We start from the raw sequence: 26,843 nt of genomic DNA, 5'->3' as shown, positions 1-26,843 counted from the left end.
AGCTAAATTTGCTGTTTCAATCTTGTTTGTTTTGCCTCTCTTAACATCCGTTAAGCGGCTCCCTGTCTGTTGGGACTGCAAAGGTAGTAATGATTTTGATATTGTCAAGAATTTATTTTTCTTTTTTTCTTTTTGTTTTCCGCTGTGTCCAGAGTTTATTTGCCGTTTCCGGTAAACGCAAAAAGAGACATTATCTTACTCCTTTATCAGCCTTTCAAATCTTTACTTCTTTATCCTTTTCACTTATCCTCTTCCTCCGAAGCGGAGTGCAAATGTAGAAGAAAAATTACTACCCGCAAAACAATATGTAGAAATATCTTGTTATCCCCAGCTAATTCGCTGGGAAACAAGCGCAATCATTTTAACAATACTGCATATCCCTTTGTGTAGGTTGTACAATAAGGGATTTCGGAGCAACTTTAAGAAACTTTATAAGTATAAGCAACCAGGTTTTTCACCCTATTTGGTGTTTGCACGGTAGAGCCATCGCTCCTCTCCTACATGTATAAACAAGCTTTTTAAGGTTATCTATATACACGAAGGTGTTTTATGCTGTGATCTGCATGTACTAATCAGCTTTTTCTAATGGTTTTCTCGTCCAGCATAACTTCTGGCGAATTGTTGTCGTGATGCTTATACTTTTGATAAATGCCCGGTGATATTCATCTATATAAGTACAGCTATCGTTTTGAATTAATTTACGTTCACCAATAAGGCTTTTTCAGGCTATCTATATAGATAGCCGCGTTTGTTTGATTTGATCAAAATGCATTAATAAGCTTTTAACAGCCTAGCTATATAGATACAGGCACCTCAATAATCCAATCTGCATACTTCAATAAGCTTCGGTAGCATCATCTATATAGATTCAGATACCTTTTTGATCGCCTCAGCTTATATGATTGAATCAGCTTAATTAAATAAGCATTCTCGTTGATCAACTTATAGACTAAGTCAGCATTTCCGGGTTTGCTATATGTACATAGAAAGTTACTTCAATATTCAGCATATATATACACATGCTTTATCGAGGTCGATTATATACATAAGTCAGAACAAAAAAGATCAAAAGCTGAGTATTATCAGAATGGCTTGGCTTTTACTGGGCCATCATAACGGTGTCTAAACGGCGTCCGTACGCCCTTTAGCCGGATCAACCCCGTATAGACCCCGGGTAGAGGCCGCATAGACCCCGGATTGATACCGAAGCTGGTACCTAGCTGGTACCTAGCTGCTACTGGACTGAAAGGTCAATAGCAGCCCACAGCTCCGCAATTTTATCGGGAAGCTGTAAGCCGAAGATTCCGGATTAAATTTTTGCAGAACCGGACCCTGATCCTTTTGGCTTATAAGAAATGTAAGTTTTAGATTTTGCAGGTGCTGCTTTAGTTGGTGCAGCTTTCGCAGAGATAATCAGTCGCTGGCCAGGCACCACCATACTTCCTTTAAGGTTGTTCCAGACTTTCAGATCCTGCACTTCCACGTTGTACTTGTTGGCAATGGTACTTAGGTTCTGGCCTCGCTGCACGCGATGGTAGCTGTGCTGAACATTAGCTGCCGACTTCGAAGCCTGCTGCCTGGATTTATTGCGTAATCGTTTATCGTCATTTGAAGCCAGGTAAACACGCGTATCCACATCAACCGGAAGGTCGTTTAACACCTCATAGATCCGGGCGAAGTTGTCCAGTTGGGCCGCTGGCATAATGATCCGCTTCGGAGACTCCTCCGTACCATTTACAATCTTTTTTTTGTAAGAAGGGTTGAGTACAAAAAGCGCATCGGTTTCGAGTTCTAAAGCTTCCGACAATGCGGTAAGCGATACAAAACGGTTTACCTGCACGGTATCGGTCTTTTGCGCGAGTGGTGATTTCTGCGCCATGATCTGATGGCTCTTCGCATAGTTCATCACGTAAACTGCCGCGATAAAAGCCGGAACGTAATTGCGTGTTTCCTGCGGGAGATATGGGCGGATTTCCCAGAAGTCTCTGGAATTTGCTTTTTGAATGGCCCGGTTCACGTTTCCGGCACCGCAGTTATATGCAGCAATGGCCAGTAGCCAATCGCCGAGGCTTTCATATGCGTCTCTGAAGTACGCCGCAGCGGCGAAACTCGCCTGCACCGGATCCTTCCTTTCGTCAACGAAGTTATCCATGTTCAATCCATAGCCTTTAGCTGTGGTGAACATGAACTGCCAGAGGCCCGTAGCCCCTACCCTTGAAACCGCATGTGGGTTCATTGCCGATTCGATAATCGGCAGGTATTTCAGCTCGTCCGGAATATTATAGGCTTTTAATGCTTTTTCAAAGATGGGAAAGTAGTAGCTGGACATGCCAAGCATCTTGCCCATCATGTTTTTACGCCCGGTATACACGTCGATGTATTTCTGCACATATTCATTGTAATCCATCGGGATCACATTGCGTATGGAGTCGAGACGTTTTTTATTGGTGAAGCTGTAATTGTAGAAGGCCAGCTGCTCATCTACGAGGGGTACTGCTGTGGTGTCCGTTTCAAAAGTATTCGGAAATACAAAAGGCGAAGCAGGTATGGAATCTAATTTAGCATTTTTTTGCTGTGCAAACCCCGAGAAGGCAGTCGTCATCAGGAGTAGTACGGTATTAAAACGTAAGGTTAGTTTCATAGGCATCAAGCTGCATCACGCAGGATTTAAGGCTTTCTATTTTACCGATAGGCTATTTAAAAAACGATTTGATAAATTTAATAAGGCACTTTCATTGAAATGACCGGCAAGCACCTGCACACTTAACGGGAGACCGGCTTCATTATTGCCCAGGGGCAAAGATATTGCGGGAACACCAGATAATGAGGCGAGTACGGTAAAAATATCTTCCATATACATCACCAGCGGATCTTTGATATGTGCCCCGATTTTGAATGCAGGTGTAGGCGTAACAGGCAGCAGGATCGCATCGTATTGCGACAGCAAGTTTTCTATTTTATCCCGGATCAGTCGTCGTACTTTCTGTGCTTTCTGATAGTACGCATCATAGTAGCCTGCACTAAGAATGAAGGTACCGAGCATAATGCGGCGTTTCACTTCCGGGCCAAAACCTTCTGCCCTGCTCAGCTTGTATAGTTGATTCAGGTCTTTAGCTTCCTTATTCCGGTAGCCATAATGCACCCCATCGTAGCGGGAAAGATTAGAAGAAGCTTCTGCAGCTGTAAGCACGTAATAAGCCGGCACCAGATAGTCCAGCAAATCGAAGGACACATATTCAACTTCATGGCCATCTGCTTTCAGCGTTTCTATGCCATTAAGAATGGCTGTACGGATTTCCGGATCCAGCGCTTTGCTGTCCAGTGTTTCCTGCAGTACCGCAATCTTCTGTTTCTGTGGGCGGTTTAGCGCTTCGCTGTATGCTGGCACCGCAGCATCTGAAACGGTGCTGTCTTTTTCATCGGGACCTGCAAGCACTTCTAAAAGCAATGCTGCATCATCAATAGATGAGGTGATGGTACCGACCTGATCAAAGGAAGAAGCGTAAGCGATAACACCAAACCTGGAAATTCGGCCGTAAGTAGGTTTTAAGCCGATACAACCGCAAAATGCTGCAGGTTGGCGGACGGAGCCGCCGGTATCTGTACCCAAAGTAGCCAGACACATATCCGCCTGAACAGCTACAGCAGAACCGCCCGAAGAACCTCCGGCGACGCGTTCAGGATCTGCAGCATTACGTACAGGACCAAAATATGAAGTTTCATTGGAGCCGCCCATGGCGAATTCATCACAGTTCAGACGACCGATGATGATGGCGTCTTCTGCGAGCAGGCGTTCTACAACTGTTGCGGAGTACGGTGCAACAAAGTTTTCGAGCATCCTGGAGGAGGCCGTTACCAGATGATCCTGATAACAGATATTATCTTTAATACCGATAACCATGCCGGCAAGTCTACCTGCGGTCTGGTTATCAATTTTCTCCTGAACAAGGGCAGCCTGTTTTTTTGCAGACAAAAAAAACACCTCATTAAAAGCATTGAGGTGTTTATGATCTTCAATTTGTTGAAAATAGTATTCCAGCAGGTCAGTTAGACGCAGCGATTGCTGGGCGATAAGGGACTGAATCTCTGCTAACGCGGTATATTTCTTCAAATCAGCGAATAAGGATCAGCGAAAAATTATAACGGTTTGTTGGTGTTTGAGTGATCATGATTTAAGTTATCTGATCCATCAATACCGTCTTTACCATCTTTAAATTCCTTCATGCCTTTTCCTAAGCCACGCATCAATTCAGGGATTTTTTTACCGCCAAAAAGAAGTAATACAATCACAAGAATAATCGCGATTTCAGTGCCACCAAGAGCAGCTAATAAGGTTGTGTTTAACATAATCGTTAAGTTAAATATTGTTTTTTTCTAATTCAGTTGGTTCTGTTGTTCCAGCAACTCTGGAGTTGGTTTCAGAAACATGTTCTGAGCTTTCAACAGGTGATTCTATATTGGTATCGGTTGTCGTATCTGCGTTAGTTGTTGTTGAACCGTAGCTGTTTGTGGTGCTTAGGGTATCATTAAAGGTACTCTTTACATCGTCAACAATGTCTACTGCATTGATATTTCTGTGAATTTCGCGCTTAACCCCTTCAGATGCGTCTTTGAAGTCGCGGATACCTTTACCCAATCCACGGGCAAGCTCCGGAAGTTTTTTACCCCCAAAGAGTAGCAAGACAGCAACCAGGATAAGCATGATCTCACCGCCGCCCATATTTAAGAATTCTACTAATGTTCCTGTATACATTGTGTTGACTTTATATGTATCGTTATAATTTCTTGTTAATTAGCTATTGCAAATATAACGTATTTAAATTTTAATTCTATTTCGAAATCCAGGCTTCAGGATTCTGAGGCGAAGCGCCCCTCCAAATCTGGAAGTCGATCTCGGGTACACCGTCTGAGCCGGAAACCACACCAATTGTTTGCTTCGTGCTAACTTCCTGACCTACAGACACACTTACACTTGCAAGGTTCTGATAAACGGTAAAATACTCCCCATGTTTTATAAGTACGTAATATTTACCCATTGAGGTGTTAACTGTTGTAACTTTTCCATTAAATACTGCACGAACTGCTGCACCGGCTGCTGTAGCGATCTTAACACCATTCTGATCTATGTTCGCCTGGTCCACTTTGTGGCGCCCGAAACGTTCTGTGATTGAACCCGATGCTACCGGCCATGGCAGTGAACCGCGGTTGTTTATGAATGCCGCGGATAGCTTCGCAGCTTCTGGCGTTGCGTTCAGGTATCCTGAGTTGGTTTTTGCCGCTGCCGTAGGTGCTTCCGGCGCCGCTTTGTTCTCCGCCCTGGCTTTAGCCGCCGCAGCACGTGCCGCTTCTTCAGCCCTGCGTTTCGCTAAGGCAATCTCCCGCTGAATCGCATTACGGATGTCACGGTCAATCTTTGCCTGCTGCTTCTTGCGCGCAGCGATGTCTCTGGAGTACTTGCGCTCCTGCTGACTGTATTTGTTTAAGACTTTGGATTGTTCTGATTTGTTCTTGCCCAGCTTCTCTTTCTCAGATTCCTGCTCTTTAAGCAAGTTGCTCTTTTCTTTAAGACTCTTGTCGAGCACCACAATCTTATAGCTGAGGTTCTTTTGCGTGCCGTTAATGTAGTCGGCTTGTTTCTTCCGGTATTGGCTGAACTGTTGCAGATACTTTACGCGTTTGTAAGCCTGGTTGAAATCTTTGGCGGCGAAGATGAACATCATTTTATCGTAGGCGTTCTGATTGCGCTGCGCAAAGCGGATCATGGCTGCGTATTCTTTCTTTAGTTGTGCAAGCTGTTCTTTTAGGGATAATACCGCATTGGTATTTTCATGAATCTGACCGTCGAGGTTCCGTATCTCCGAGTTGATCACACCAATTTTATCCTGCATCAGGTTAATCTTGGTATTCAGTGCTCTGATTTCACTCTCTGTAAGCTTTTTGCTACTCGCGGTTTTGGTTAGATTCTTCTGTAGTAAGTTGATCTCGCGTTGCAGGGCTTCCTTTTTTCGCTTTAACTGCGCACTACTCTGTGCAAAAGCAGTCGTACCAAAAGTCAGCAGGAAAAGGAACAGTATTAGTTTGTAGAACTTCATTCAATCAAAAGTATAATTTTAGTTTATTAACTCGTAGCTCTTCGGAACTTTAAACGGAAAATCAACCTGAACATTACTTTCTATTTTCGAAAAGTCAAAATCGATGTCGACGCGCTTATTGCCAGACATAGAATTGATTGCGATTTGGGCAGGCATCATAAACTCATTCACTTTTTGGTAGTGCCCGTAGTTTACCTTCAGTGCCTGCGCCGCTTTGCTGTCATTCAGGTTCAGCTGTCCCGGTTTTTGCAGCGCATTGAAGTTAAGGTTAAAGCCTAGTGTGCCTTCGTTTCCCTTCAGGTTCCATAAACCCTGTTCATTTTGCTCGAGTATACTTGTGGGGTTAAACAGCGTGTTGATGGTGTTACCGGTAAGCACGTCCTGCAGCATTTTAAAGGTTACCTGCCTGCTGGTGTAGCGGTAGATGTAACTGAAAGGCTGGCGTACGTAGGTATTCTGCAGTTTATTAAGCACCATGATGCTATCGGGTGTGATGACCGCGCGGGCCACCTCGATACCGAGCAGTGCGGTGATGCTCATCCAGATCTTCTGGTCGCGCTGCATCCGTACGTTTACGGTAACAGTATTCTCATTCCCCGGCAGGCGGAGGTTCGCCTTGCCTTTCATGGAAAGTGTATTGAAGTTGATGTTTTTGCTTCTTAAGAGTTTTACGTTCGCTTCCTTCTTATCCGACACGATCGGCGCTGCTTTCACCACGGGTGTTGTGGCAACAACCGCCTTCTTACTCTTACATGCCATAGCCACTGAAACCAGGCTAAGCATAACCATTGCTTTTACGAAAGTACCCTTCATTGATTTGTATTTATTTTCCGGTATGACCGTAGCCACCTTCACCTCTGGCCGTTTCATTTAACGTTTCTACAGGTGTCCAGCTCACGGTTTCATGTTTTGCAATTACCATCTGTGCAATACGGTCTGCATTGTTTATGACGAAATCGGTGTCTGAAAGATTAATCAGCAACACTTTAAGCTCTCCGCGATAATCCGCATCGATGGTACCGGGAGCGTTAACAATGCTGATGCCATGTTTATAAGCCAGGCCACTTCTTGGGCGAATCTGCGCTTCGTATCCTACTGGCAATTCGATAAATAAGCCTGTAGGGACCAATACACGCTGCATGGGTTTGATCACGATTTGCGTATCCGTGTGTGCACGGAGGTCCATTCCCGCAGCATGGGCAGTTTCGTATTGAGGTAAGGCGTGGCCGGATTTGTTGATGATGTTAATCTGCATTCTGGTAAAATTTGTGGTTATTTTTTAGATAATATTAGTTTAAGCTGATCCTTCTCGAAATAAAGGGTGGCTGCAAGAAAGGCCAAAAGCAAGGCATTTCCGATGTAGATGTTGCGGTTAAAAATGTAAAAGGACAGGACAACAAGCACGCAGGATGCCAGGAGATAAGCAAGGATTCTGCTGAGTTTGTAAGGAATTGGGTAGTGCTTCTGCCCCAGCACATAGGACGTCACCATCATCACCGAATAGGCAAGCATGGAGACAAAAGCCGAACCCATATAGCTGAACCTTGGTATCAGTACAATATTTAAAATGATGGTCAGGATAGCGCCGGCCGCTGAGATGTACAATCCATACCGGGTCTGGTCTGAGAGGCGGTACCAGATGGAGAGGTTCATGTATATGCCAAGGCACATGTAGCCAAAGAGCAGCAATGGCACGGCGGGTAAACCGGACCAGTAAAGCAGTTGCTCCTGTTCGTTTTTCCCGCGGATGAAGTGCTTCAGGATTTCAATGTTGGCAACGAGTCCGACAAAGATGATGGCTAGTGCAATAACGAAGTACTGTAAGATGATGGCATAGGTTTGCCGGGCATTTTCCTGTTTGGCGTGACTGAAGAAGAAAGGTTCTGCTCCAAGGCGGAAAGCCTGAATGAATATGCTCAGGAAGATGGCGATTTTGGCCACGGCACCATAGATGCCGGTGTCGCGATCGGCAATAGCTTCAGGCAGATAATGGCCCAGCATGATCTTATCCAGATTTTCGTTGACGATAAAGGAAAGGTTGGCAACCAGAATCGGCCAGCTGTAAGAAAACATCTTCACAAGAATCTCGCGGTTGATCCGTAGCTGCACCTGCAAAATTTCCGGTAAGAGCAGCAGCAGGGCGGCCAAACTCGCCAGCAGGTTGGCAATGAAGACATAACCTACCCATTGTGGACGATACCAGCTATGCAGCCATTCGGCACCGATGCCGCCGTTGGAAATGATGGCCGGGATTACGAAAAGAAAGATGAGGTTGGTGGATATAAAGGTTCCAATATTTACGAACTTGATGATGCTGTATTTGATAGGCCGGCCATCTGCACGGAGTTTAGAGAAAGGGATCACCGCGACGGCATCGAAAAACGACAGCCAAACACAGATCTGCACATACCTGGTGTGGTCCTTAAGTTCGCTGATGTCCGCATTAAGCATCATTCTGGCAATGTCTTCCGCCCAGTACAATCCCGTGGCGAGGAACAAACTGGCCACCATAAGGATGGTGAGAAAGGCGTTGTTGTACACTTCCTGCTTGCGATCTTCGTGTTTGTTCAGGTACCGGAAGTACGTGGTTTCCATTCCAAAGGCGAGTACCGCATTGACGATGGAGACATAGCTGTACATTTTGGTGAAAATTCCATACACCGAAGGCGCGAACTTCGAGGTGAAAATTGGTGTAAGGATAAAATTGAAGAGCCTGGACAGGATGGTGCTGAACCCGTATATGGCGGTGTCTCCAAGGAATTTCTTTATGACAGACATCTTATTTCTTTACGATTTCAAAGTTCTGATAACCTTTCAGCTCTGCAGGTGTGACCTCCACGTTTTCAACTCTGGACCGGTCCGAACCTTCATGACACCACTCCAGGAAAACTTCGAGGGTGACGTCATCGGCTTCTGCTTCAATAAAGAGGGAACCATCTTTTTCATTACGCACAAAGCCACGTACCCCCATTTGATCGGCTACGTATTTGGTTGTTGCACGGAAAGATACCCCTTGTACTTTGCCTGTTATTCTGATGTCTATATGTTTTTTCATTCGTCAATATTTGCGTCTGTATTGTTGTTTATGCCTTGTTTGCTAAAGGCTAAGCTGAGAGATCTGTTTGTACTTATGTTAAATACTACAAGTTCATCAACTGAGTTTTTGCTGTTGTAAATTCACTCCATATGTTTTGCAGGATTTCGGCGGCAGGTTTGATTTCATTGATCATGGCGGCCACCTGCCCGATCTCGAGTTCACCCGCTTCCAGGTCACCTTCAAACATGCCTGCTTTTGCGCGGGCACGGCCCAGCAGTGTCAGGAGTTCTTCGGGCGTGGCACCTTCGGCTTCTGCGGTGGCGACCGCGTCTGAGAAAGCATTTTTGAGCAGTCGCACGGGTACCAGTTTCTTCATCCGCAATGCGGTATCCCCTTCCGCAGCCTGCGTAATCTGCTGTTTGAAGTTCGGGTGTGCTGAAGATTCTGCGGCAACGGCAAATGCAGAGCCAACCTGTACCGCTTCTGCACCGAGTGCAAAGGCCGCCAGCATTGCTTTCCCGCTGGCAATGCCGCCGGCAGCAATAACCGGAATAGATACGGCTTCCGCAATCATGGGCACCAGGCAAAGTGTGGTGGTTTCCTCGCGACCGTTATGGCCACCGGCCTCAAATCCTTCTGCAACGATGGCGTCAACGCCTGCTGCTTGCGCCTTTAGTGCGAATTTGGTATTGGCAATAACATGCACGACCGTGATGCCATGTTCCTTTAAAAAGGGGGTCCATGTTGCCGGATTTCCCGCGGAGGTGAAAACGATCCTTACGCCTTCTTCGACAATGATGTCGAAAATTTCTTTTACGTCAGGATAGAGCAAAGGTACGTTGACGGCGAAAGGCTTACTGGTGTTCGCCTTGCAGCGCTGTACATGTGTGCGGAAAACTTCAGGGTACATGGACCCTGCGCCGATGATGCCAAGTCCACCTGCATTGGACACCGCAGCAGCAAGTTTCCAGCCACTGCACCAGATCATGCCCGCCTGGATGATGGGGTATTCGATGCCAAAAAGTTCCGTGATTCTATTCTGCATGCTGCTAAAATAATCTTTTGATACGGCTTTGTTCGGATAGCTGTTCATTGTTCATGCCTTCCAGCAGCAGTACACCTGGCTTTTTTCCGACATCAAAGCTGCCGAAGGTTTCTTCCATGCCCAAATATTCCGCACCATTTATGGTTGCCCAGCCAAGTAAATCCTGGAAGGGTACATTTTTATGTTTTTGAAAGACCAGCATTTCATCTAGAATACTTAGTTGATTATTACTGGCCAGGCTGTCTGTGCCTAAGGTAATCTTCAGCTTTGCTGCTGCTAACGTGCTGACATCAGGTAGTGTATTTTCGATGTAGAGATTGGCATTCGGGCACAGGCACCAGTACAAGTCCGGATGATGTGCAATAGCAAAGTCAACATCAGCCTTAGTGGTTTGCGTATTGTGAACCAGCAGTGTCTTTGTCTTTGGAAGTTTTGGCAAGGTCGTTTGTAAGGACGATTTGCCAGTCGGCTGAAAAGCATCAAGGTTTAGGCCGAGCATTTTGTAAAGGTCGAGGAATGCCCCGGATTTGTTCATGAAGAAAGCATCTTCTGCAGGTGTTTCCTGGTTGTGCATGCTGATCAGATTTGCTTGATCATCCGCCAATGCGGAGATGGCTGCAAACAGCGGATTTGACACTGAATATGGCGCATGCGGCACGATGGATGCTTTGAGCGGTTTAAAGCTTTGCTGCGTTTCTATCGCCTTGCTCATGATCGTTTCAACCTGTGCCGGATTAAAGCCCATGGCCTCTACGAAGGTATGGTAGTACAGTTTGCTATTGTGTTTGATGGTTGCCGAGATGGCTTGATTGGAGATGTCGCCCACCGCCACAATACCGTTCTGGTACATTTCCGCATCTGCGTCTGCCATGGCTTTCAAGATTGCTGGTGCTTCTGTATTACGATTCTTCATGACCTGAGACACGAAGCCGAACAAGCCCGTATGCATCGGAATCTGGCGGTGAAGATGGGAAAGCTCCAGATGACAGTGGGTATTTACGAAACCGGGGAGCAATGCACCATCAAAATGTTGATCTATGTTGAGTTTCAGCGTTGCTGCCTGTTGAGCTGAATATAAACCTTTTACATACCCTGCATCGTCTACGGCAAGCACACCATTGTTAATTGGCGGTTGAGAGACGGGATATATGTTTGATGCTGATAGATATGTTAGCATGGGGCAAAGTACGCGTATATGGGGCATTGAACCAAATTCGCCTGGCGCATAAACGCTTTGGTTAAAACATTTTTTGCAGGGAACCGTATTAAGGTAAACATCCTTGCATGAAACGAATAAACCTTATACTGAGTTGCTGTTTACTGCTGACCATGATTCTGGCGTCTTGTAAGACTGGACCCGTGAATCTTTTTAAGACGGCAAGCCCATACGAACTGTATCAGCGGAAGCTGAGCAGTGCAGGCCTTGACAAGACGGCTATGGGTAAGGCCTGGATTGATGCCGGGCAGAACAGCATTGCTAAAGCCTTGCGCATTCAGGTGCCCTATAAAGAGCAGGGTTACTTCCCCGCAGAACGGGTAGCCGCAACGGCCTTTCGGTTTGATGTAGTTCGGGGCCAGCGTTTAAACATTCGTCTGGAAAAAACACCTGCGGCAGATTTTATGGTTTACATGGATTTGTGGGCTTTTAGGGAAGGTAATTCACCTAAGGCAATTGCTTCTGCAGATACCCTGAACGCGAGCATTACCGTAGATGTAGATGAAAATGCGGAATACCTGCTTCGCTTGCAGCCCGAACTGCTGAAGAGTGGTGCTTACACGCTGGAAATTGTGAGTGGGCCTTCTTTGAGTTTTCCGGTGAAGACCAGCGGAAGGAAGCGGATTGAGAGTTTATTTGGTGTGGGCAGGGATGCGAATACCCGCAGACATGAGGGCATTGATATTTTCGGGCCGAAACTTACACCTGTAGTGGCCAGCGCAGATGGCGTGGTTACCCGTGTGGGGGAAAATAACCTGGGTGGTTTGGTGGTGATGATGCGCCCGAATGGCAAAAACTACACGCTTTATTATGCGCATCTGGACAAGCAGCTTGCCGTTGAGGGACAGCAGGTGAAAACTGGCGACACCCTTGGACTGATGGGCAATACCGGAAATGCAAGTACAACGCCGCCGCATTTGCATTTTGGCATCTATACGGGTGGCGGTGCAATAGACCCCCTACCCTTTGTGAACACGGATGTAGCAACGCCGAAGGCCATTACTGCCGCGACCACGAACATCAATGCAACACTTAGAAATAGTAGCAAGGTGAGTTTGCGGGAAAGTCCGGACAGCAAAGCACTGACCTTGAAAACCCTGGAGCCATCGACCATCATGCTTGTCGAAGCCGCCACTTCGTCCTGGTATAAAGCGACGCTGCCAGATGGCACAACGGGTTATTTGCCTGGCAAAGGGCTGAATCAGGTGAACACGGGCATTCGGAACATCGAGCTTAAAACATCACAGCTGGCCTTATATGATGCGCCGTTGACTGCAGCGCCGGTCAAAAAAACATTAGATAGTGGCAGCAGGGTAAATCTGTTGGGGAAATATGAAGATTTCCTGCTTGTAAAAGATCGGGAGGATGAAACGGGTTGGGTTCGTGCAGGACTTTAAGCGCTTATTGATTGCTTCATTATCATATTTTGATAGTTTATATGGGTATAAATCTATTCCTTTGCATTTCGAAATAAAATTATCAACACATGTCTGAATCGTCTACAAGATTAAATAAATACATAAGTGAGAGTGGTTTATGCTCCAGAAGAGCTGCTGACCGGTATATTGAGCAGGGAAATGTATACATCAATGGCAAAAAAGCCAAAGTAGGCGATAAAGTAATCTTTGGTGATGTGGTTTCGGTAAACGGACAGACCATTGAGCCAACGGCCGTGGAAAACTCTGTATTGATCGCTTTCAACAAACCTGTTGGCATTACCAGCACCACAGAAGCTGGTGTACCGAGTAACATTGTAGATTATGTGAACCACAGTGAGCGCGTATTTCCAATTGGAAGGCTTGACAAGGATTCTCAAGGTCTGATCTTTTTGACCAACAACGGAGATCTGGTAAACAAGATTTTAAGAGCAGGTAACAATCACGAGAAAGAATATATAGTAACGGTAAACAAGCCGATTACGACGGCCTTCCTGGAAAGGATGTCTAAAGGCGTTCCGATCCTAGGTGTTATGACGAAGAAATGTAAAATTTCACAGGAAAGCACCTTTGTTTTCAAGATCACTTTAGTTCAGGGACTTAACCGTCAGATCCGCAGAATGTGCGAGCATCTGGGTTATGAAGTGACCAAGCTGGAGCGTACAAGGATCATGAACATCAGCTTAAAGGGAATCCCATTAGGCGAATGGCGTGAACTTACGCCTGAAGAACAAACAGAAATATACAAGTTGGTGGAGAAGTCGGCTGCGAACGCACCCGCTCCAAAAGCGAAGAAAGCGCCTTCAAAGGACAAGGAACAAGCTTTTGGTGATCAGTTCACCTCATTTAAGGCAGAAGAAAAAGGTGCAGGTAGAGGTAAGTCTGCTGGCTTTGGAAAACGTGCGGCAAGCAGTAAAGCTGGTGCCGGGAGACCTCCTGCGAAAGGTGCAAACGAAGATAAGCGTCGTACTGCAGGAAGATCTGCAAGTGCTTCTTCAACACCAGATTGGCACAAGAGTAACGGTCCTGCGAAAAGACCGGTAAAGCCATCCAGAGGTAAATCTGGCGCTCCAGGCAGAAGCCGCGGTACAAAACACTAATTTTTTTGGTTACCTTTGTGCCTAAATGGTTTACACAAATAAAACAGACATCCGGGCACTGAGTTTAAGTCAGTTACAAGAACATTTCACCTCCATTAAAGAACCAGCCTACAGGGCAAAACAGGTTTACCAATGGTTGTGGGAGAAGGCTGCCCGCAGTTTTGCGGAGATGAGTAATCTATCGAAGGACCTTCGGAAGAAACTTGATGAGCATTTCACCATTAACGTCGTAGAAGTGAACAGCGCGCAGATCAGTAATGATCGCACGATTAAAAGCGCGTTCAGGTTATACGATGGGAACATTGTGGAAGGCGTGTTGATTCCAATGGAAGAGCGCATGACGGCATGTGTAAGTTCGCAGGTTGGCTGTAGCCTTACCTGTAAGTTTTGCGCAACGGGTTATATGGATCGTAAGCGTAATCTTAATGCGGATGAGATTTACGATCAGGTGGTCTTAATAGATCAGCAGGCTAAGCAGAACTACAATGCACCATTGAGCAACATCGTGTACATGGGTATGGGTGAGCCGCTGTTGAATTATGCCAATGTGATGAAGTCTATTGAGCGCATTACTGCACCTGATGGTTTGAACATGGCTTCTAAAAGGATTACGGTTTCTACCGCAGGTATTGCCAAGATGATTAAGAAGCTTGGGGATGATGCGGTGAAGTTTAACCTCGCACTGTCTTTACATGCTGCGAACGATAAGAAGCGCCATGAGATCATGCCGATTAGTGAGCATAACTCACTTTCTGCGCTTGCAGAAGCTTTAAAGTACTACTATTCTAAAACCAAAAACCCGGTTACTTACGAGTATATTGTCTTCAACCACTTCAATGATGAGTTGCAGGACGCCGTGGAACTTGCAAAATTCTGCAAACACGTACCGTGTAAAGTAAACCTTATTGAATATAACCCTATCCAGTTTGCAGATTTTGTGAATGCAGAGGGGGATAAGATTGATGCGTTTGCGAATTATTTGAAGAGCCAGGGGATAAACACGAACATCAGACGTAGTCGCGGTAAAGATATTGATGCGGCCTGCGGCCAGCTCGCGGTTAAGGAACAAGCTTAATTTTTCTTTTTTATAAAGGGGGCTTTAGGGTTGACTTTCTAGCGAGGGCTTTCTAGCGCCTGATTTACAGCGAGAGTTTCCAGGGGTGGCTTTTTATGAGGTATTTTTAGCGCCGGATTTATAGTGCCTGGTTTATAGGTGAGCCTTTAGCGAGGGCTTTGTAGATTGGCTTTCTAGTGCTGGACTCTTATGAGCGATTTCTTATGCTGGCTTTAGCGCTTGCTTAATATATTAACATTCTTGCTGCATGTAGCCATATACTGCTAACATGCAGCAAATAAAAACCCTTGCAGCTGATCTTCTTCAGCTGCTGTTTCCCAATCTTTGTAATGCTTGCGGTCAGCCGCTATTGAAGACGGAGCATCTGCTTTGCCTTTTCTGTCGCTTTGACCTCCCCTACACGGACTTTCAGCTGTACGCTGATAATCCTGTAGCGAAGCAATTATGGGGGCGTATACGATGTGCAAATGCTATGGCGATGTTTTACTTCAGGAAAGCATCGCGCGTACAGCGAATCCTCCACAACCTGAAGTATAAGGGCAAGCCTGAACTTGGGACCTTATTGGGCGTTTTACTTGCGGAAAGACTATTAAAAAGTAATGTTGGGTGGGCAGTTGATTTCATTGTACCCGTGCCTTTGCACCCGAAGCGGGAAAGGGTGCGAGGGTATAATCAAAGTCAGTGTATTGCGGAAGGTTTAGGTACGGTTATGGGGTGGCCAGTATGCACGAATGTGCTTGTGAAAACAGTTTCCACTTCCAGTCAGACCAGGAAAGGCAGATTTAGCCGTTACGAGAACCTGAAATCTGCCTTTGCTGTGCACAACGGGTCGATGTTGCAAGGGAAAAACGTGTTGCTTGTTGATGATGTAATTACCACGGGTTCGACGCTTGAAGCCTGCGCATCAGTGCTTTACGACGCCGGGATAAAGAGCTTAAGCATCGCCGCAGTAGCGTTCACAAAATAATTTCAATTAATTACAACAATTCATAACCACTTGCGTTTATATATCCGAGAGCGTTAATTTAGATGGTAAGGGTCGATAGTCTGCGGATTATCGGCCCTTCACTATTTTAAGGCTAGTTCGGGTGTATTAAGCTAATTGGTGTGGTTGCCCAGGAATTCTGAGAGTACCGCCTTCACTTTGTCGTGATTGAAGGGTTTCAATAAGTAGCCATTCATGCCAGATGCGGAGATTTTACTGCTATCATGATATTGCGTGGAGGCCGTGAGTGCAATAACCGGAACATCCTGGTAATACGATCCATTAAGTTCGCGGATGATGCTGGTGGTCTCGAAGCCATCTATTCCCGGCATGTTAATGTCCATCAGGATGAGATCATAGCGGTTTTCCATCACTTTCCGAATTGCTTCTTCCCCATCTGCTGCCACATCATTTTCGAGCCCCCATGTTGTTAGGATACGTTTGACGATCAGGATGTTGATTTCATTATCATCCACTACAAGCACCTTTTTACCCCTGAATACCCCGCTTTGACTTTCCAGACTGGCTTCGATTTCCTTATGGTCCACCTGATCGAACACGATGGAAAAGAAGAACGTTGTACCCTGCCCCTCTGTGCTTTGCACATGAATATCAGATTTCAGCAATTGCAGTAGCTTCCTGGTGATGGCAAGTCCTAAGCCCGTGCCGCCGTATTTTCTGGAGATATCTGTCCGCGCTTGGGTAAAAGATTCAAAGATGGAGACTTGTTTATCCTCAGGGATGCCTATCCCGGTGTCACTAACTTCAAAGTTGATCTGGATCTTTGATCCATCATTTGCCAAAAAGGGTTGTCCCACAGCAGTAGTATCTGCAGCATTTTGCAGCTGCGCTGCCTGTGCAGTTGCCACCTGTGCTTTCAGGGTAACTGTTCCGTGGTCGGTGAACTTAATGGCATTACCCAGCAAGTTCATCAGGATCTGGTAGATTCGGGTTTTATCTCCCATCAGCTGCTCCGGAATTGCCTGATCGTAGATGAGCTTCAGCTGATTGCTGTTTTTATTTCCGTTTACCTGGAGGGAATTCAGGATATCGTTAACCAGCGTTTTAAGGCTGAAGGGGATATGTTCCAGTTCCAGATTCCCGGTTTCGATCTTGGTATAGTCCAGCACATCGTTGATGATGTGAATCAGGTTTTCTCCAGAGAATTTAAGGATTTTGAGGTCTTCAAGCTGAGAAGGTTTGGGATCATTCTCCAGCAGGAGGTGCGTCATACCAATCACGGCATTAAGCGGATTCCGTATTTCATGGCTCATAACGGATAGGAACATCTCCTTTGAGGCACTGAGCTGCAGGGCCTTTTCCTTGGCATCCATCAATGCGCGTTCAGCAACCTTCTTATCCGTGATGTCTATAATGATTTCCACTTCCATCTCTACCTTACCATGCGCATCGAGCACCATGGTATTGTAAACGGATAGCCAGATTTGCTGCTTATCCTTGCGGTAGCAAAGCACATCGAAGGCGAACGATTCGTTGCGTCTGGAGTGTTCTCTCGCTTGTGCGATGCCGTTCAGGTCTGTACCCGGCCCGGCGAGCAGATCCCCAAGCCTGTGCCCGCGAAGATCTTCCAGGTTAAAACCCGTGATTTTTTCAAAGGCGTCATTGATCCAGATCACCTCATTGTTGTGATCGTTGATAACCACAGCGTTGTTCGTTTTGCTTGCAACAAGTGATAGTCTGGTCAGTTCACTTTGCACCTTTCGCCGCTCGGTGTGATCGCGCCCATAGGCATACCAGGTCCTGTTTATGGTGACCAGGCTCCAGCTGAACCAGCGTAATGAACCGTCTTTGCTCAGGATTCTGAACAAGATCTCGAACTCGTGCTTACCTGCTTCCAGCCCTTTATGCAGGGTATCCAGCACCAGCTGCATGTCTTCCTTATAGCAAATGTCCCACAGATTCAGATTCAGCGCTTCTTCAACGGAATACCCAAGTAAGTTCTTTACAGCACCATTGATGAACATGATTTTACCTTTAAAATCTAGCGTCGCATGGATCTCTGGTGAAAATGCAGAAATGTTGAGCATGGCTTCCAGGCGCTGCGTTTCATTTTGCAGCGCGATCGCCTTTTTTCTGCCAGTAAGGTGCATCATGACTTCTGCAGCAATGGTTCTGAGCATGTCACGACATTCATCGCTCATCTTGTTTGGCACGTCATCAAGCAGACACAAGGTGCCAAGGGCATAACCGTCTTCATTTATCAGCGGCACGCCAACGTAGTATCGGAAATGTGGTGCACCAATAACGAGTGGATTGGAGCGAAAACGTTCATCCGCCAAGGCGTCACAAACTTCATGTACATCCCATTCCTTTATCGCGCATTCGCAGAATGAATTACTGCGCGGCGTTTCATCTGCATCAAGGCCGATGGCAGATTTGAACCAGACCCTATGTCTGTCCACAAAAGTGATAAAGACATAGGGTAGGTTAAATATTTGTCTGGCAAGTTTAGTTAGGTTATCGAAACCAACGTCCCTGCCAGAATCAAGTATGTCATATTCATAAAGCGCATTTAAGCGGCCCTCTTCATCATCGGACCGCAATGGCTTTCGGGATTCTGACGTTAGCATGCTTATTTATAAAGCGGATAAAGTGCACTCAGTGCAGTAACCTTGCTTTTTACGTCAGCAAGCACGGCTTCGTCTGCAGGATTGCTAAGGACCTGATCCATCAGCGAAACGAATTCTTCCATGTCAGCCTCTTTGTAGCCTCTGGTTGTAATTGCAGCGGTACCAACGCGGATACCTGAAGTCACAAATGGCGATTTATCATCAAATGGTACCATGTTTTTATTTACGGTGATTTCCGCTTTTCCAAGTGCCTGTTCCGCATCTTTACCGGTGATGTTCTTGTTGCGCAGGTCGATCAGCATCATGTGATTATCTGTACCACCTGAAATGATGCCGTAGCCGCGGTCCATAAACGCCTTTGCCATAGCTTGTGCATTTACTTTTACTTGCGTGATGTAGCTCAGGTATTCATCGCTTAAAGCTTCTCCGAAGGCGATGGCTTTAGCAGCAATAATGTGCTCCAATGGTCCACCTTGTGTACCTGGAAAAACCGCCATATCCAATACAGAGGACATCATGCGGGGCTCACCTTTAGGTGTTTTCAATCCGAATGGATTTTCAAAGTCCTGACCCATCATGATCATTCCACCACGTGGGCCACGAAGGGTTTTATGCGTTGTTGTTGTTACGATATGGCAATGTGGAAGCGGGTTATTCAACAAACCACGCGCAATCATACCAGCCGGGTGTGAGATATCAGCAAGCACCAATGCACCAATCTGATCTGCTACTTTTCTGATAAATGCATAATCCCACTCTCTTGAGTATGCCGAAGCACCACAAATGATGAGTTTAGGCTTTTCTGCGAGTGCAATTTCTTCTAGTTTTTCATAGTCAATTAAGCCCGTGTCCTGCTTAACACCGTAGAACAATGGCTGATAAAGTTTTCCGGAGAAATTTACAGGAGAACCGTGTGTAAGGTGACCGCCATGAGAAAGATCAAAACCCAGGATTTTGTCGCCTGGTTTAATTACCGCCAGCATCACCGCAGCATTAGCCTGTGCACCGGAGTGCGGCTGTACGTTTACCCATTCTGCGTTAAACAACTGTTTTGCTCTTGAAATTGCGATATTCTCTACCTCGTCCACTACCTGACAGCCACCATAATAGCGCTTTCCTGGCAAGCCTTCTGCGTATTTGTTGGTTAGCACTGAACCCGCTGCTTCCATAACCTGTTTACTCACAAAGTTTTCTGAAGCAATAAGTTCCAGACCGTTTTCCTGTCTGTCTAATTCTCTGTCTATTAGGTCGAATATCAAATTATCTCTTTCCATTTATCGAAGTATATTTCGGTAAAAATAATGTTTTTTCCGCGTACTTGCCGAGCAAATCAGGCTGTTAGGTATTTTTTTGCATCTTATATTCAAACAAAATGACGTACTTTGTACATCTTTTCTATAAAAACCTACATGGAAGTAAACGCCCATCCATTGCTACCGAACATCAATTATCCTGCTGATTTAAAGCAGTATACAGAGGATGATCTAGAACAAATAAGTCAGGAACTTCGTCAGTATATCATTGATGTTGTAAGTGTAAATGGCGGTCACTTTGGTGCCAGCCTTGGTGTAGTTGAATTAACTGTTGCCCTACATTATGTTTTAAATACCCCATACGACAAATTGGTATGGGATGTTGGCCACCAGGCCTATGGCCATAAGATCCTGACCGGCAGGAAAGACGTTTTCCATACCAACCGCCTGTTGCATGGTATCAGCGGTTTCCCAAAGATCAGTGAAAGTGAATATGATACCTTCGGTGTAGGACACTCCTCCACTTCCATCTCTGCTGCCCTTGGTATGGCGGTTGCTGCACACTATAAAGGTGAGAAAGACCGTCAGCATGTTGCCGTAATCGGCGACGGTGCAATGACCGCTGGCCTTGCCTTTGAAGGGTTAAATCATGCGGGAATAGAAAACTCTAACCTTCTGGTGGTGCTGAACGACAATTGTATGTCGATCGACCCGAATGTTGGCGCCTTAAAAGAGTATCTAACCAGCATTTCGACTTCAAAATCATATAACCGCTTCCGTGATGACATCTCCAATGCGCTGATCAAGCTTTCTGAGCTTGGTCCGAATGCACATAACTTCGTTAAGAAGATCGAGAAAAGCATCAAGGGCACCCTACTTAAACAAAGCAATCTTTTTGAAGCCTTAAACTTCAGGTACTTCGGTCCAGTTGATGGACATGACGTTAAGAAGCTGGCTTCAATATTAAAAGACCTGAAAGATATTCCTGGTCCGAAACTATTGCACTGCATTACCGTAAAAGGTAAGGGCTTTGCACTTGCAGAAAAAGACCAGACCAAATGGCATGCACCGGGCTTGTTCGACAAGATTACGGGTGAGATTAAAAGTTCCGCTTCCCAGAAACCGCAGCCACCAAAATATCAGGATGTATTCGGGCATACCCTTGTTGAACTTGCAGAAAGCAACAAGAACATCGTGGGCATCACGCCTGCAATGCCATCCGGATCTTCCATGAACATCATGATGAAAGCCATGCCCAACCGTGCTTTTGATGTCGGCATTGCGGAACAACACGCAGTGACCTTCTCTGCAGGCCTGGCTTCACAGGGTCTAGTACCTTTCTGTAACATCTACTCCAGCTTTATGCAGCGGGCATTTGACCAGGTGGTGCATGACGTTGCAATCCAAAATTTGAACGTGGTATTTTGCCTTGACCGTGCTGGTTTAGCAGGTGCAGATGGTGCGACGCATCATGGTGCTTACGACATCGCCTACATGCGCTGTATCCCGAACATGACGATTGCCGCGCCGATGAATGAAGAGGAGCTGCGCAACATGATGTATACCGCACAGCTTGAAAATCAAGGACCATTCTCCATTCGCTATCCAAGAGGAAACGGTGTTCTGGTAGATTGGAAACGTAGCTTCACGGCGCTTGAAGTTGGTAAAGGACGTAAAATCTGCGATGGTGAGGATGTTGCCATTCTAACCATCGGGCATGTTGGTAATTTCGCAGTTGCCGCTTGTAAAGAGCTGAACAGCGAGGGCATCTACCCTGCACATTATGATCTGAGATTTGTGAAACCACTGGATGAGGCCTTATTACATGAGGTTTTCAAACGCTACAGCACGGTAATTACTGTCGAAGATGGCTGTTTGCAAGGTGGAATGGGTTCCGCTGTATTGGAGTTCGTGGGCGATAAGCAATACAAGGCAGATGTAATTCGTCTGGGCATTCCGGATGAGTTCATTGAGCATGGGGAGCAACCAGAGCTTTGGTCTATCTGCGGCTACGATACGGCAGCCATTATGGACGCTGTTCGCAAGGTTGCGGTAAGCAGAACAACCAAAACAATCGCTTCATAAGCGGTCAAAGTGTTGCAGAGCTCCACACATTTTTTCACAGGCAGATATCATAAAACGCTATTTTAGAGTTGTTTAGGTACAGGAGTGGCATTGGCACAGTTGTGTAGACTAGTGATCATAACCACAATCATTTAAACTTAAAACTAAATAACATGAAAAAGATGATTTTATCAGCAGCATTTCTAGCATTCGCAGGACTGACTACTGTAAAAGCAAGTGACGTTAAAGCTCCAATGATCGCCATTCAACAAGATAGCACTACCAAAGTTCCTGTAAAACTTGAAGAACTACCTGATGCAGTGAAGACTACTTTACAGTCTGACAAGTACAAAGAGTTCACACCAAGTGCAGCGTACCTGGTAACAGCAGCTAACAAATCAGAATGGTATTTGGTAGAATTAGCGAAAGAAGGACAAACCGCATCTTTGAAAATTGGCAAAGATGGTGTAGTTGTAGAATAAACCCTTATTTATATAAAATCTAAACATAAAAGCCGGAAGTCCTCCGGCTTTTGTATTTTTGTTATCTTAACACGCAAATATGGCAAAAATACTAATTGTTGAAGATGACTTAACCTTTTCTCAATTACTAGAGGGCTTTTTCAAAAAGCACCAGCATGAGCCAACTGTGGTTCACAATATCAAGAACGCCTACCGCTTCCTTGATCAGAAAGAATACGATCTTTTACTAGTAGATTATCGCCTGCCAGATGGTACCGGTCTGGATATCCTTTCCTACGTGAATGCACAGGGTTTAAACTTGCCACTGGTTATCATGACCAGTTTCAATGACGTGAGAACAGCGGTTAAATCTATTCAACAAGGTGCCTCAGATTACATCACGAAGCCGGTAAACCCGGATGAGCTCTTGATGATCGTCAAGAATGCACTGGATAACGACAAAGAAGAGGACGTTGCCAAAGCACCTGCAGACGATGAAACCATCAAAGGCCATAGTCCTTCAGCAGATAAACTTTACGAACACATCAGCCTTGTTGCCCCTACCGATATGTCGGTAATCATTCAGGGCGAAAGTGGTACCGGAAAAGAATATGCCGCCAGAGCATTACACAAACAAAGTAAACGCGCATCGAAACCATTCGTTGCCATAGATTGCGGCGCGCTTTCCAAAGACCTTGCTGCGAGCGAATTGTTCGGGCACGTTAAAGGTGCCTTTACCGGCGCAATCAGCGATAAACAAGGCCAGTTTGAAGCCGCCAACGGCGGAACTTTATTCCTGGATGAAGTAGGTAACCTCAGCTACGAGGTACAGATTAAGTTACTTCGTGCCTTACAGGAGCGTGTGATCCAGCCATTGGGTAGCACGAAGTCCATTTCTGTGAACGTACGGATCATTGCGGCTACCAACGATGATCTTGCGAATTCCGTTTCCAACGGGAGCTTCCGTGAAGATCTTTACCACAGAATTAACGAGTTTAAAATCCAGTTGCCGCCATTACGCGAGCGCGGGAAAGACCTTGAACTTTTCATAGACCATTTCGTACGACTATCAAACAAGGAGCTTGGCCGTAACGTGAAGCATATTTCCGAAGAAGCCAAAGCATTGCTACTGCAGTACGACTGGCCTGGAAACCTTAGAGAATTGAAGAATGTTGTTAAAAGGATGGTGCTGCTTAGTCCAACCGATACCGCCGTAGTTTCGGCTTTACCGGATGAAATGATACTGGCGATCCGTCATACGGTACCGAAAACCTCCGGATCAGACCTTAAGGCCATCAATGAGGCCAATGAAAAGGCACTCATCATGGAAACTCTGGTAAAAGTAAAGTACAACAAATCTCAGGCAGCGAAGCTGCTGAATATTGACCGTAAGACGCTTTACAGTAAAATGGAGCGTTACGAGATTGAATAATCGTTAACCAGGTCCACCAGGTAATATAAGCCCGGGATCAGCCGGTCGGCACTTGCCTTAAGTTTTGGGTTGATTTCTGTACAGCCCATAACTTCAATTTCCAGCTTCCTGAAATCCGCCGCTAGTTCCCCAGAACCAATCTGCGCGATGCGCCCGGCAAGGCGATGTACCAGCAGCGAAAACTGACTCACATTATTGCTGTCAATGCTCGCTTTCAGGTCATCAATGTCCTGCAAGCAATCTTCGCTGAAGCGTCTTAGAATCTTAAACAGCTGTTCCTCATCACCGAACGTCATCTTCTCGAGATAACTTGGATCGAAGGTAATATCCGGTGAAGCCACTGACATGGGCGACAGCTGGGGCTGTGATTCGCCAGCTTTTAGCAGCGTCAGCAGTTCCTGTTCGCGGAAAGGCTTCATCACCACGCCATCAAAGCCCATTTCCATCAGCTTCGCGCGCTCCTCAGGAAGCACCTGTGCCGTCACGGAATAAACTTTAACGTCAGGGTTCAGCTTCGGCTTCATGAGCTTAAACAAGGCACTGCCAGACATTTCCGGCATCCTTAGATCCATCAATATATATTTAACTGCAGGGGTAACCGGTGTTTCCAGCATTTCCCTCGGTGAGTCGAAGGCCCTGTATTTAATTTCATGTCGTTGTAAGAGGAGGCCGCAGAGCTCCAGAATTAGCTTGTCATCATCAATTACCCATACTTCCATTCCATTTTCCAACTTTGGCGTTAACGATTTTTCTTCTACAGGCGCAGCGGCATATTTAAAACGCAGGTAAACCATAAAGCTACTGCCCTGCCCCTTTTTACTTTTAGCATAAATCCGGCCACCCTGACCGTCAACCAATGCCTTTACAATCGTTAGCCCTAAACCAGAGCCTTCTTTCGCCATGGAGGCCGTCGTTTCCGACTGTTCAAACTCGCCGAAGATATGCGCACCTTCCTCCTCCGTAAAACCAACACCGGTATCCGTCACGTTGAAGGTAAAATGCAGGTCCTCCCCTTTACGCTTGAAGTAAACCGTAAGCAGGACTTCCCCTTCAGCGGTAAACTTAACGGCATTGCCCACCAGGTTCAGCAGGATCTGCCTTAAGCGGAAAGCATCCCCAGAGATGTAGTCAATGTCCCCAAGTTGAAAATCCGTGTTCAGCTGCAGGTTCTTTTTCTCCGCCTGCGGCTTGAGGATCATGATGACTTCCTTCAGCAGGCCCTTCAGCGAGAAGGTATCTTCTGAAAAAGTAAATTTCCCGGAGACGATTCTGTTATAATCCAGTACCTCATTTACGATTTGCAGCAAGTGTTCCGAAGAGTAATAAATGGCATCAATATCCTTGCGTTGCGGGTAAATCTGCTGTTTGATCAGTTCTGCGTAGCCGATAATGGACTGCAGCGGTGTTCTGATTTCATGGCTCATGTTGGAGAGGAAGCGCTGTTTGGCCCTGCCGTGAAATTCAGCCTCGTCCCTTGCAGCTTCAAGGGCTTTTCGGTAGCGGATGCTTTTGGTGATATCCGTGAGGATCAGGTACAGCAGGATTATGGTGATGCCGAAGAAGACCAGCATAATAGTGCTGATGCGGGAGATACCTGTATTTACGACAGCCTTCGCGCGGAAGCTGCTCTTTTCGATCTGGTTAACCGCTTCATCCTCCACCTTGCGCAAGATGTTCAGCATTTCGCCGATTAGCTTCGTGTTCGCATTCGCCAGTTCCCCCTCTTTTTCAATGAAAGCCTGACTCTTTAACTTCTGTGCATTCTGGATGACCAGTAGCGATCGATTCACGTCTTTCGCGATCTTCACATCGTTGATGATGTTAACAGTATCGCGTTTTACGTTCTCCTCACTTACAATCTGAAAGGGCTTTGCCTCTTCCGGCTTCTTACGTTTAAAAAGTTTGCGGAGGAAGCCGCGACTGTCCTCTTCCTGTGGAACGACGGTGGTGGTCAGGGTTTTTTGTTCTGAAGTTACTACGGTGCTGTCCACTTTTTTGGCATTTTTGGCCACAAGCGCATTCACCCGTTTCACCTGCCGCTGAATCACCCCGTCGTTTACCAATTGCTCCCGAACCTTCAGGTAGTTCACAAACTGCTCGTCGCGAGCGGTAAGTAAGGCGTTGACGGTGGCAATACGGACTTGTTGCACCGAGTCGTTACCATAAAGCGCTTTGAGCGTATCGAGCACGGCACGCAACTGTTTAGATTGCGCGAAGAACTTGTCGTAATCCCCCGGGTCGCTGATGGCCTGCTTTTTCTGCAGCTGGTCCATTGCAGAGATGTTCCCGGCAAGTTTATGTACGATTCTTAAACGTTCATTTGGTGCAGAGATGTTGGCAACCGTGTTAAGCATTTCTGTAAATGCCACCTTGCTAACACCCCAGGCGAGTAGTAATGCGCAACATGCCAGCACTAGCGCAATGATTATTTTTGGCCTCAAGATATCCCCTTTGTAATATTCTGTTGTATTTCTAAAATTTAAGCTGCGGCTTTCCCGCGTAGCGAAGCACTTTTTCTCTCAACAAGCAACTTATCGATTCTTCATCAACGTTCAACTTAAGCTCCTGCAAAAGAGCAATTCCCTTTATTAAAAGAAATGTTCTTCTTCATCAACGTTCAATTCAAGCTACTGCAGACAAGTACCCCTATCTTCACAGGAACCTGTTCTTCTTCATCAACGTTCAACTAAAAGTCTTCAAACAAGCAATCCAGTCTTTGGCAAATCTTGTTGTTCATCAACGTTCAACTTTAGCACCTGCAAATAAGAAATTCCCTTTATTCAAGGAACCTGTTCTTCTTCAACGTTAAACTTAAGTTCCGGCAAACAAGCAATCCTGTCTTTGGCAAATCTTGTTATGCACTAACGCTCAACTCAAGTTCCGGCAAACAAGCAATTCCCTCTTACTCAGCTTGTGCTTTGTCATTAACGTTCAATGTGCAGAAAGCAAACGCAACCTGTTGTTGTTCAGTCCCGTTCTATTAAGACCCGACTAAACAATTAATCCCACTGGCAACACATGTCCTTGTTGTTCAGCAACATTATAACGCAAAAATA

The 26,843-nt window shown here is 46.0% G+C and carries 21 protein-coding genes; 7 read left to right on the top strand and 14 right to left on the bottom strand.

Annotated features, from left to right (window positions below; translation table 11 throughout):
- Positions 1 to 1,309 precede the first annotated feature (1,309 nt).
- From IEW69_RS09625 to IEW69_RS09575, 11 genes are all read right to left on the bottom strand, one after another.
- Positions 1,310 to 2,641, bottom strand: a complete 1,332-nt coding sequence (locus tag IEW69_RS09625) for a lytic transglycosylase domain-containing protein (RefSeq protein WP_188626627.1) — start codon at positions 2,639 to 2,641, stop codon at positions 1,310 to 1,312.
- Between the two features lie 36 nt (positions 2,642 to 2,677).
- Positions 2,678 to 4,111: an Asp-tRNA(Asn)/Glu-tRNA(Gln) amidotransferase subunit GatA gene (gene gatA / locus IEW69_RS09620; RefSeq protein WP_188626626.1), complete on the bottom strand. Its 1,434-nt coding sequence runs from the start codon at positions 4,109 to 4,111 to the stop codon at positions 2,678 to 2,680.
- Between the two features lie 26 nt (positions 4,112 to 4,137).
- Positions 4,138 to 4,347 carry a Sec-independent protein translocase subunit TatA/TatB gene (locus IEW69_RS09615; protein ID WP_188626625.1) on the bottom strand — a complete coding sequence of 70 codons (210 nt, stop codon included), beginning with the start codon at positions 4,345 to 4,347 and terminating at the stop codon, positions 4,138 to 4,140.
- A 10-nt stretch (positions 4,348 to 4,357) separates the two neighbouring features.
- A complete protein-coding gene (locus IEW69_RS16940) occupies positions 4,358 to 4,753 on the bottom strand; it encodes a Sec-independent protein translocase subunit TatA/TatB (protein ID WP_229663580.1) in 396 nt (131 codons plus the stop codon).
- 76 nt (positions 4,754 to 4,829) lie between these two features.
- On the bottom strand, positions 4,830 to 6,092 hold the full coding sequence (locus tag IEW69_RS09605; RefSeq protein WP_188626624.1) for a murein hydrolase activator EnvC family protein: 1,263 nt from the start codon (positions 6,090 to 6,092) through the stop codon (positions 4,830 to 4,832).
- 18 nt (positions 6,093 to 6,110) lie between these two features.
- Positions 6,111 to 6,962: a lipoprotein insertase outer membrane protein LolB1 gene (gene lolB1 / locus IEW69_RS09600; RefSeq protein WP_229663579.1), complete on the bottom strand. Its 852-nt coding sequence runs from the start codon at positions 6,960 to 6,962 to the stop codon at positions 6,111 to 6,113.
- Positions 6,916 to 7,347, bottom strand: coding sequence for a dUTP diphosphatase (dut, locus tag IEW69_RS09595; RefSeq protein ID WP_188626623.1), 432 nt, complete (start codon positions 7,345 to 7,347; stop codon positions 6,916 to 6,918). The genes lolB1 and dut overlap by 47 nt, the downstream gene beginning before the upstream one ends.
- A gap of 17 nt (positions 7,348 to 7,364) precedes the next feature.
- Positions 7,365 to 8,870, bottom strand: coding sequence for a lipopolysaccharide biosynthesis protein (locus IEW69_RS09590; RefSeq protein WP_188626622.1), 1,506 nt, complete (start codon positions 8,868 to 8,870; stop codon positions 7,365 to 7,367).
- Between the two features lies 1 nt (position 8,871).
- Positions 8,872 to 9,147: an acylphosphatase gene (locus IEW69_RS09585; RefSeq protein ID WP_188626621.1), complete on the bottom strand. Its 276-nt coding sequence runs from the start codon at positions 9,145 to 9,147 to the stop codon at positions 8,872 to 8,874.
- 85 nt (positions 9,148 to 9,232) lie between these two features.
- Positions 9,233 to 10,174: an NAD(P)H-dependent flavin oxidoreductase gene (locus IEW69_RS09580; protein WP_188626620.1), complete on the bottom strand. Its 942-nt coding sequence runs from the start codon at positions 10,172 to 10,174 to the stop codon at positions 9,233 to 9,235.
- Between the two features lie 4 nt (positions 10,175 to 10,178).
- Positions 10,179 to 11,351, bottom strand: coding sequence for an amidohydrolase family protein (locus IEW69_RS09575; RefSeq protein WP_188626619.1), 1,173 nt, complete (start codon positions 11,349 to 11,351; stop codon positions 10,179 to 10,181).
- Positions 11,352 to 11,458: 107 nt separating this feature from the next.
- On the opposite strand from IEW69_RS09575, the gene IEW69_RS09570 reads away from it, so the two are divergent.
- The 4 genes from IEW69_RS09570 to IEW69_RS09555 all read left to right on the top strand — a co-directional run bounded on the left by IEW69_RS09570 (position 11,459) and on the right by IEW69_RS09555 (position 15,968).
- Positions 11,459 to 12,787, top strand: coding sequence for a M23 family metallopeptidase (locus tag IEW69_RS09570; protein WP_188626618.1), 1,329 nt, complete (start codon positions 11,459 to 11,461; stop codon positions 12,785 to 12,787).
- A gap of 89 nt (positions 12,788 to 12,876) precedes the next feature.
- Complete coding sequence (gene rluF, locus IEW69_RS09565; protein ID WP_188626617.1) at positions 12,877 to 13,926, top strand: 23S rRNA pseudouridine(2604) synthase RluF; 1,050 nt, start codon at positions 12,877 to 12,879, stop codon at positions 13,924 to 13,926.
- A 25-nt stretch (positions 13,927 to 13,951) separates the two neighbouring features.
- Positions 13,952 to 15,001, top strand: coding sequence for a dual-specificity RNA methyltransferase RlmN (gene rlmN / locus IEW69_RS09560; RefSeq protein WP_188626616.1), 1,050 nt, complete (start codon positions 13,952 to 13,954; stop codon positions 14,999 to 15,001).
- 268 nt (positions 15,002 to 15,269) lie between these two features.
- Complete coding sequence (locus IEW69_RS09555) at positions 15,270 to 15,968, top strand: ComF family protein (protein ID WP_188626615.1); 699 nt, start codon at positions 15,270 to 15,272, stop codon at positions 15,966 to 15,968.
- A gap of 131 nt (positions 15,969 to 16,099) precedes the next feature.
- Here IEW69_RS09555 and IEW69_RS09550 read toward each other — a convergent pair whose 3' ends face one another.
- Positions 16,100 to 18,577, bottom strand: a complete 2,478-nt coding sequence (locus IEW69_RS09550; protein ID WP_188626614.1) for a PAS domain S-box protein — start codon at positions 18,575 to 18,577, stop codon at positions 16,100 to 16,102.
- 2 nt (positions 18,578 to 18,579) lie between these two features.
- Entirely contained in the window at positions 18,580 to 19,851 is a 1,272-nt protein-coding gene (gene glyA / locus IEW69_RS09545) for a serine hydroxymethyltransferase (protein WP_188626613.1), read from the bottom strand.
- A gap of 135 nt (positions 19,852 to 19,986) precedes the next feature.
- On the opposite strand from glyA, the gene dxs reads away from it, so the two are divergent.
- The 3 genes from dxs to IEW69_RS09530 all read left to right on the top strand — a co-directional run bounded on the left by dxs (position 19,987) and on the right by IEW69_RS09530 (position 23,787).
- Positions 19,987 to 21,915, top strand: coding sequence for a 1-deoxy-D-xylulose-5-phosphate synthase (dxs, locus tag IEW69_RS09540; RefSeq protein ID WP_188626612.1), 1,929 nt, complete (start codon positions 19,987 to 19,989; stop codon positions 21,913 to 21,915).
- Between the two features lie 152 nt (positions 21,916 to 22,067).
- Complete coding sequence (locus tag IEW69_RS09535; protein ID WP_188626611.1) at positions 22,068 to 22,376, top strand: hypothetical protein; 309 nt, start codon at positions 22,068 to 22,070, stop codon at positions 22,374 to 22,376.
- A gap of 79 nt (positions 22,377 to 22,455) precedes the next feature.
- Positions 22,456 to 23,787, top strand: a complete 1,332-nt coding sequence (locus tag IEW69_RS09530) for a sigma-54-dependent transcriptional regulator (protein WP_188626610.1) — start codon at positions 22,456 to 22,458, stop codon at positions 23,785 to 23,787.
- Here IEW69_RS09530 and IEW69_RS09525 read toward each other — a convergent pair.
- Positions 23,772 to 26,228, bottom strand: coding sequence for an ATP-binding response regulator (locus IEW69_RS09525; protein ID WP_188626609.1), 2,457 nt, complete (start codon positions 26,226 to 26,228; stop codon positions 23,772 to 23,774). The genes IEW69_RS09530 and IEW69_RS09525 overlap by 16 nt on opposite strands.
- Between the last annotated feature and the right edge of the window lie 615 nt (positions 26,229 to 26,843).

Origin of the sequence: Pedobacter quisquiliarum, from assembly GCF_014642175.1 — a bacterium.
GTDB lineage: Bacteria > Bacteroidota > Bacteroidia > Sphingobacteriales > Sphingobacteriaceae > Pedobacter > Pedobacter quisquiliarum.
The sequence above is the reverse complement of the archived record's forward strand: the minus strand, read 5'-3'. Positions and strand labels throughout refer to the sequence as shown.

Coding starts and splice junctions, on each gene's coding strand:
- IEW69_RS09625 (WP_188626627.1), bottom strand. CDS start 2,641: ATGAAACTAACCTTACGTTTTAATACCGTACTACTCCTGATGACGACT.
- IEW69_RS09615 (WP_188626625.1), bottom strand. CDS start 4,347: ATGTTAAACACAACCTTATTAGCTGCTCTTGGTGGCACTGAAATCGCG.
- IEW69_RS16940 (WP_229663580.1), bottom strand. CDS start 4,753: ATGTATACAGGAACATTAGTAGAATTCTTAAATATGGGCGGCGGTGAG.
- IEW69_RS09605 (WP_188626624.1), bottom strand. CDS start 6,092: ATGAAGTTCTACAAACTAATACTGTTCCTTTTCCTGCTGACTTTTGGT.
- lolB1 (WP_229663579.1), bottom strand. CDS start 6,962: ATGAAACGGCCAGAGGTGAAGGTGGCTACGGTCATACCGGAAAATAAA.
- dut (WP_188626623.1), bottom strand. CDS start 7,347: ATGCAGATTAACATCATCAACAAATCCGGCCACGCCTTACCTCAATAC.
- IEW69_RS09590 (WP_188626622.1), bottom strand. CDS start 8,870: ATGTCTGTCATAAAGAAATTCCTTGGAGACACCGCCATATACGGGTTC.
- IEW69_RS09585 (WP_188626621.1), bottom strand. CDS start 9,147: ATGAAAAAACATATAGACATCAGAATAACAGGCAAAGTACAAGGGGTA.
- IEW69_RS09580 (WP_188626620.1), bottom strand. CDS start 10,174: ATGCAGAATAGAATCACGGAACTTTTTGGCATCGAATACCCCATCATC.
- IEW69_RS09575 (WP_188626619.1), bottom strand. CDS start 11,351: ATGCTAACATATCTATCAGCATCAAACATATATCCCGTCTCTCAACCG.
- IEW69_RS09570 (WP_188626618.1), top strand. CDS start 11,459: ATGAAACGAATAAACCTTATACTGAGTTGCTGTTTACTGCTGACCATG.
- rluF (WP_188626617.1), top strand. CDS start 12,877: ATGTCTGAATCGTCTACAAGATTAAATAAATACATAAGTGAGAGTGGT.
- rlmN (WP_188626616.1), top strand. CDS start 13,952: ATGGTTTACACAAATAAAACAGACATCCGGGCACTGAGTTTAAGTCAG.
- IEW69_RS09555 (WP_188626615.1), top strand. CDS start 15,270: ATGCAGCAAATAAAAACCCTTGCAGCTGATCTTCTTCAGCTGCTGTTT.
- IEW69_RS09550 (WP_188626614.1), bottom strand. CDS start 18,577: ATGCTAACGTCAGAATCCCGAAAGCCATTGCGGTCCGATGATGAAGAG.
- glyA (WP_188626613.1), bottom strand. CDS start 19,851: ATGGAAAGAGATAATTTGATATTCGACCTAATAGACAGAGAATTAGAC.
- dxs (WP_188626612.1), top strand. CDS start 19,987: ATGGAAGTAAACGCCCATCCATTGCTACCGAACATCAATTATCCTGCT.
- IEW69_RS09535 (WP_188626611.1), top strand. CDS start 22,068: ATGAAAAAGATGATTTTATCAGCAGCATTTCTAGCATTCGCAGGACTG.
- IEW69_RS09530 (WP_188626610.1), top strand. CDS start 22,456: ATGGCAAAAATACTAATTGTTGAAGATGACTTAACCTTTTCTCAATTA.